At 64.5% G+C, this 6,813-nt stretch carries 5 protein-coding genes; 4 read left to right on the top strand and 1 reads right to left on the bottom strand.

Annotated features, from left to right (window positions below; translation table 11 throughout):
* Positions 1–193: 193 nt before the first annotated feature.
* Positions 194–2,395 carry a mechanosensitive ion channel family protein gene (locus tag MnOB_RS18585; protein WP_077525709.1) on the bottom strand — a complete coding sequence of 734 codons (2,202 nt, stop codon included), beginning with the start codon at positions 2,393–2,395 and terminating at the stop codon, positions 194–196.
* Positions 2,396–2,673: 278 nt separating this feature from the next.
* On the opposite strand from MnOB_RS18585, the gene MnOB_RS18580 reads away from it, so the two are divergent.
* From MnOB_RS18580 to ntrC, 4 genes are all read left to right on the top strand, one after another.
* Complete coding sequence (locus MnOB_RS18580) at positions 2,674–3,225, top strand: DUF4124 domain-containing protein (RefSeq protein ID WP_077525704.1); 552 nt, start codon at positions 2,674–2,676, stop codon at positions 3,223–3,225.
* Between the two features lie 3 nt (positions 3,226–3,228).
* Positions 3,229–3,855 (top strand): DUF4124 domain-containing protein, encoded by a 627-nt coding sequence (locus MnOB_RS18575; RefSeq protein WP_077525703.1) that lies wholly within the window; start codon positions 3,229–3,231, stop codon positions 3,853–3,855.
* A 233-nt stretch (positions 3,856–4,088) separates the two neighbouring features.
* The gene (glnL, locus tag MnOB_RS18570) at positions 4,089–5,174 is read left to right on the top strand and encodes a nitrogen regulation protein NR(II) (RefSeq protein ID WP_077525702.1); all 1,086 of its coding nucleotides are present in this window, start codon (positions 4,089–4,091) and stop codon (positions 5,172–5,174) included.
* Positions 5,171–6,607: a nitrogen regulation protein NR(I) gene (gene ntrC, locus MnOB_RS18565; RefSeq protein WP_077525701.1), complete on the top strand. Its 1,437-nt coding sequence runs from the start codon at positions 5,171–5,173 to the stop codon at positions 6,605–6,607. Before glnL ends, ntrC begins: the two co-directional genes overlap by 4 nt.
* Positions 6,608–6,813 lie beyond the last annotated feature (206 nt).

Raw genomic sequence — 6,813 nt, 5'->3', positions numbered from 1 at the left:
CTGACTGTCAACTCGCTCTTTCCCCAGACTCCGCGAAGAACCTTTTTTATTGCCGGGCCGGTGGTAAAAGCTGCTCTTTCTGTAGGGGCGAATTCATTCGCCAAGGGCAGCGCAGCTGCCCCATTCAGGATTGCAGGGCAGCCCTTCGGCCTGCTTGGCGAATGAATTCGCCCCTACAAAGGGAGTGATTCGCTCAGATCCCCCCATCCGCCAACACGTCCTGCCCTTCCGGCGGCTCGGCCCTTGGCTGGCGCACACGACTGAGCTGCACGTTCAGACGTGGCATCGCCAACTCCAGGCCCGACTGGTCGAGACGCCTGCGCAGGCGCAGGTTGAATGCCCGCTGCACTTCCCATTGCTTGATCGGCGCGGTCTTGAAGCGGAAGCGCAGGATCGCCTGGCCGTTGTCGAAGCTCTCGACGCCCTGCAACTCCAGCGGCGACCACAGGCTGCGGTAGACCAACGGATCGCTGCGCAACTCCTTCGCCACGTCCTGGACCAGCGCGACGGCGTCGTCGATCGGCATGCTCGAGGGCACCGGCCAGCGGAACATCGCGTAGCCGAACTGCCGCGAGTAGTTCTTGATGCTCTTGATCTCGCTGAACGGGATGGTATGCACCACGCCGTCCAGGTCGCGCAGGCGCACAGTGCGGATCGTCAGCCCCTCCACCGTGCCAAGGTGGCCGCCGACGTCGACATAGTCGTCGATCGACAGCGAGTCCTCGATGATGATGAACAGGCCGGTGATCAGGTCCGCCACCAGGGACTGCGCACCAAAACCGATCGCCAGGCCGATCACGCCGGCACCGGCCAGCAGCGGCGTGACATTCATGCCCATGTTGGCGAGCGCGACGATCAGGGCGATCACCGCGATGGTGACGAACAACACGTTGCGGATCAGCGGCAGCATGGTCAGGGCGCGCGTGTTCGCGCGATTTCGACTGCCGACACCCAAGCTGTGCTGAACCGCCGTGTCAGCGAGAATCCACACCAGCCAGGCCACCAGCAGCGTGGTGCCGAAGCTGACCATCTTCATGCTGATTTCCGAGCCCTCGCCTTCGGCGTAGCGGATCAGCGACATGCCCCAGACTCGCAACCCCACCTCGATGAAGAACAACGCCACGAAGAGGTGCACCAGGGTAAGGCCGAACTTCTGCAGCTGCTCGACGTACGGAGCGCTGCGGCGTCCCCCGTCACCGCTGCGCCCGGAACGGCGACTGAGCAGGCCGATCACCGTCATGGCGACCACCGCCAGCAAGGCGCAGACCAGGGCGCGGCGCAGGGCGACGCTGCTGTCGGCGGCCGATACGAAAGTGGCGAACAACGAGGTACCCACCAGCAATAGCACCGGCACGAACCACAGGGAGCCGACCAGCTCCACCAGCTCGTGCAGGCCCCGGCGTTTAAGACGACGCTCCAGCGGCTGGTTGCGGATCAGGTGGGCGATGGGGCGGCGGAAACGCAGCACGAACAGCGCGGTGAGCACCGCCGCAATGGCATTGGCCAGGGTGCTCAGGCATATCGCTGTGTGCTCGCCAAGGCCTGCGATCAGCCTTGGATCGTGGGCCGCCTCACCAAGTGCGGCCAGGCTGCCGATCAGCCACAGCGGGCGGAAGGCCTGGCGACGCAGGATATCCAGCGCACGAATTCGGTGCGGACCGCTGAGCAGCGACAGGCAGATCACGCAGAGCGCGGAGAACAGCGTGCCGCAGACCAGTACGTAGGCCATCAGCATCGCCAGCATCTTGCTCAGCGAGCTGGGTAGCACGAACGACAGGTAAAGGGTGATGAAGAAGGCGATCAGCCAGGGACCCAGCTTGCGCAGGGCGAATACCACGAGGTCGCGGGTCTTCGGGTGCTGCGGCAGTTCCGCCGAGAGGCCGAAGCGCTCGCGCATGCGCCGCCCCAGCCACAGCAGGGCGCTGGCCAGGCAGGCCCATAGCAGGATGACCACGGCGATGTTGAAGACGATGCCCGGCCAGTCGCGCCATCCGGGGAGACGCTCCTGCACCTCGGCGCTCGCCAGCCGGAACTGGTTGCTCCAGATCACCAGCGGGCTGTTGTCGCCCTGGAACTGCTTTTCCAGGCTGCTCAGGGTATCGCCGATCAACCCGAGCACCCCGCTTTCGCTTTCCTTCTCCTTGCCGGTGACGTCGCGCAACTGCTTCAGCTTTTTCAGCAAGTCTGCGCGCTGCTGGTCGTTCTCCAGGGTCTTGATCACCTGGTTGAGCGACTGTTCGAGCTGGGCATTGCTGACCGGCTCACCGCTTGCGGAACTTCCCGCCAGCGGATTGGGCAGCGCCGCTTGCCCCAGCGCCGGACAGAGCAGTCCGACAAGGAGGCAGAGCAGCACGGGAAACAGGAAACGAGGGGCGATAAAGGATGGTATCGGCACGAGAAAGTCATCCCACAAACGATGAAAGCGATCCGCGTCATACAAAAGCCGGCTCCGCGCCCACGCTCAAGCGGCGGACGGTGGAGCGACCCACGAAGGCAAGACTGACAGCAGCGCTCGCCCACAGTTCGCTCGGGCCGGGAGTGGCACAGGTATTCCAGAAATGTCCCAACGTGTTGCAGCGCACATCGATTGCCCCGACGCTGTCGCACAATGCCCGACTTGCCAGCCCGCCATCCGGGTGCAAGGCTTGGCATGACCTTCCGGAGACCGCCACCATGCGCCTCATCATCAGTTGCCTGCTGCTCGCGGTCGCGCTTCCCGCCGCCGCACAGATCTACAAGTACACGGACGCCAACGGCAACACGGTATTCACCAACCAACCTCCGGATGGCACCCCCACCGAGAAGGTGGAACTGCCACCGACCAATTCGGTGCAGGTCCAACCACCGAGCCAGCCCGCCAATGACGACCCCGGCGACGAGCAACAGGCGGCCTACAACGTGGTGGAGCTGACCAACCTTCCGGACGAAGAGGCCCTGCGCGCCAACAACGGCACCTTCAGTGTCGGCGTGCGCCTGGACCCGCGCCTGCAACCCGGCCACAGCCTGCGTCTGCGCCTGGATGGCGAGCCCTATGGGCAACCTACCAACGTGCCGCGCCTGCAGTTGCAGAACATCGACCGTGGCGAGCACACCCTGATGGTGGATATCCTCGCCGGCACCACGGTGGTGCAGAGCAGCGCCCCGTTCACCTTCACCGTACAGCGCGTCAACACCAGCAGCCCGGCGCTACGCCCGCCGCCCCCCACCCCACGGCCCAACAACTGACCGATGACACGATTCCTGCTCCTTGCCCTGCTGCTCCTGGGCCAGCCCGCGCTGGCCGAGGTCTACACCTACATCGACGCTGAAGGTAACCGCGTCTTCACCGACCAGCCCAAGCCGGGCAACGCCAAGCGCCTGGAAATCAGCCCCGCGCCCAACGAAATGAACGCGCCCAGGGATATCCAGCCGCCGCCGCTCTACCCCAAACCCATTCCTCGCGAACAGGGCTATCAGGTCCTGCGTATCTTGGTGCCCGAACCCGATGCGACTATCCGCGACGGTGAAGGCAACCTGATCGTCAGCGCGGTGAGCGAACCCGGCCTGCGCGCCAATCACAGCTATCGCCTGCTGCTGGACGGCCAGCCGGTCGGCGAACCCGGTCGCAGCCCGGTGTTCCCGCTGAAGAACCTGGATCGTGGCACCCATCAATTGGCGGTGGAGATCATCGACGACCAGGGCCGCATGGTTGAGCGCACTCCCGGTCAGCCTGTGCATATCGTGCGCATGTCGCTGTCGCAGAAGCGCCTGGCCCGCCCCTGCAAGAAAGACGACTACGGCGTACGCCCGGAATGCCCGATGAAGGACAAGCCCGAGGAAGAGGATGACGACATCGCCATCCTGCCGTTCATCTGACTCCGCCCTCTCAGCGATGGGCTGACCGCCTCGGCCCACTCGCCCGCAATACGCACCATTCCGGTGCAATGCTCTGCACCGCTTTCTATACTCTCCCCATTTTGGTTCACCTTGAACCGGACGATCTGCTCTGAAAAGCGGCCGCCACCGGCATAAATCCTGTTTCAGCGCGACTTTTCAGGGCTTTGGTTTGCTTCTTGCATTTTCCTGTCATCGCCACGAGCGCGGAAGCCATGACCATCAACGACGCCCTGCACCGACTGCTGCTCGACAACCTGACCACCGCGGTAATCCTGCTCAACGCTGACCTGCGTCTCGAGTACATGAACCCGGCGGCGGAAATGCTTCTGGCCGTCAGTGGCCAGCGCAGCCATGGCCAATTCATCAGCGAACTGTTCACCGAATCGCCCGAGGCGCTGGCCTCGCTGCGCCAGGCAGTGGAACAGGCGCACCCCTTCACCAAGCGCGAGGCCATGGTCACCTCGCTGTCCGGCCAGACCCTGACCGTGGACTACGCGGTAACCCCGGTGCTCAACCGTGGCGAAACCTTGCTGCTGCTGGAAGTCCACCCGCGTGACCGCTTGCTGCGGATCACCAAGGAAGAGGCGCAGCTATCCAAACAGGAAACCACCAAGCTGCTGGTCCGCGGCCTCGCCCACGAGATCAAGAACCCCTTAGGGGGCATCCGTGGCGCGGCCCAGTTGCTCTCCCGCGAGCTGCCGGAAGAGCACCTGAAGGACTACACCAACGTCATCATCGAAGAGGCCGACCGCCTGCGGAACCTGGTGGACCGCATGCTCGGCTCGAACAAGCTGCCGTCGCTGGCCATGACCAACGTTCACGAAGTGCTGGAGCGGGTCTTCAGCCTGGTAGAAGCGGAAAGTCAGGGCGGCATCAATCTGGTGCGCGACTACGACCCGAGCATTCCTGACGTGTTCATCGACAAGGAACAGATGATCCAGGCCGTGCTCAATATCGTGCGCAACGCCATGCAGGCCCTCTCCGCACAGAGCGATTTGCGCCTTGGGCGCATCACCCTGCGCACCCGCACCCTGCGCCAGTTCACCATCGGCCATACGCGCCATCGGCTGGTGACCAAGGTGGAGATCATCGACAACGGCCCGGGCATCCCGGCCGAGCTCCAGGAAACCATCTTCTATCCCATGGTCAGCGGTCGCCCGGACGGTACCGGGCTGGGCCTGGCCATCGCCCAGAACATCATCAGTCAGCACCAGGGCCTGATCGAGTGTGAAAGCCATCCTGGCCACACCGTCTTCTCGATCTTCCTGCCGCTGGAACAAGGAGCTTCCTCGTCATGAGCCGTAGTGAAACCGTCTGGATCGTCGACGACGACCGTTCCATCCGCTGGGTGCTGGAAAAGGCCCTGCAGCAGGAAGGCATGACCACCCAGAGTTTCGAGAGCGCCGACAGCCTGCTCGGACGCCTCGCCCGGCAACAGCCGGACGTGATCATCTCCGACATCCGCATGCCCGGCGCCAGCGGTCTCGACCTGCTCGCGCAGATCCGCGAAGTGCATCCGCGCCTGCCGGTGATCATCATGACCGCCCATTCCGACCTGGATAGCGCGGTCGCGTCCTACCAGGGCGGTGCCTTCGAGTACCTGCCCAAGCCGTTCGACGTCGACGAGGCGGTTTCCCTGGTCAAGCGCGCCTTCCAGCACGCCCAGGAACAGCAGGGCCTGGAAGCACCCGCAAGCCAGGCGCGCACACCGGAAATCATCGGCGAAGCACCGGCCATGCAGGAGGTCTTCCGCGCCATCGGCCGCCTCAGCCACTCCAACATCACCGTGCTGATCAACGGCGAGTCCGGTACCGGCAAGGAGCTGGTGGCCCACGCCCTGCACCGCCATAGCCCGCGCGCGGCGTCTCCCTTCATCGCACTGAACATGGCGGCGATCCCGAAGGACCTGATGGAATCCGAGCTGTTCGGCCATGAGAAAGGCGCCTTCACCGGCGCGGCTAACCAGCGGCGCGGCCGTTTCGAGCAGGCCGACGGCGGCACCCTGTTTCTCGACGAGATCGGCGACATGCCAGCGGATACCCAGACCCGCCTGCTGCGGGTACTGGCCGACGGCGAGTTCTATCGGGTCGGCGGCCACACACCGGTGAAAGTGGACGTGCGCATCATCGCTGCGACCCACCAGAACCTGGAAAACCTGGTGCAGGCCGGCAAGTTCCGCGAAGACCTGTTCCATCGCCTCAACGTCATCCGCATTCATATTCCGCGCCTGTCCGACCGCCGCGAAGACGTCCCCACGCTGGCCCGGCACTTCCTCGCCCGCGCCGCCCAGGAGCTGGCGGTGGAGCCCAAACTGCTGAAGGGTGAAACCGAGGACTACCTCAAGCACCTGCCCTGGCCGGGCAACGTGCGCCAGTTGGAGAACACTTGCCGCTGGATCACCGTGATGGCCTCGGGTCGCGAGGTGCATGTCGACGACCTGCCGCCGGAACTGCTCACCCAGCCCCAGGACGCCGCACCGGTGACGAACTGGGAGCAGGCCCTGCGCCAGTGGGCCGACCAGTCCTTGGGCCGGGGCCAGTCCAGCCTGCTCGATACCGCCGTACCGGCTTTCGAGCGGATCATGATCGAGACCGCCCTCAAGCACACCGCCGGACGTCGCCGCGACGCGGCCGTGCTGCTGGGCTGGGGCCGCAACACCCTGACCCGGAAGATCAAGGAACTGGGCATGAAGGTGGACGGTGGCGACGAGGACGACGGCGACGACGCCTGATGGCTGATGCCTGATGCCTGGGGGCGGGGTGCAATGCCCCGCCCTTCCCGTTTCCAGCCCCACGACTCGTGATTCGTCTTACACGCCGGCGCTTATCGCCAGTGCGTTCCCTCTACAACTTTGCCGTGTGAATCATCTGGCTCTTCCGAAGTCCCGGCGGGGTCTTGTTCCATTTGCCGGGAATTCGATCCCTCTGCAAAAGGACC

Source organism: Metapseudomonas resinovorans, assembly GCF_002003485.1.
GTDB lineage: Bacteria > Pseudomonadota > Gammaproteobacteria > Pseudomonadales > Pseudomonadaceae > Metapseudomonas > Metapseudomonas resinovorans_D.
This window is presented reverse-complemented; position numbering and strand designations above follow the sequence as displayed.

Coding starts and splice junctions, on each gene's coding strand:
- MnOB_RS18580 (WP_077525704.1), top strand. CDS start 2,674: ATGCGCCTCATCATCAGTTGCCTGCTGCTCGCGGTCGCGCTTCCCGCC.
- MnOB_RS18575 (WP_077525703.1), top strand. CDS start 3,229: ATGACACGATTCCTGCTCCTTGCCCTGCTGCTCCTGGGCCAGCCCGCG.
- glnL (WP_077525702.1), top strand. CDS start 4,089: ATGACCATCAACGACGCCCTGCACCGACTGCTGCTCGACAACCTGACC.
- ntrC (WP_077525701.1), top strand. CDS start 5,171: ATGAGCCGTAGTGAAACCGTCTGGATCGTCGACGACGACCGTTCCATC.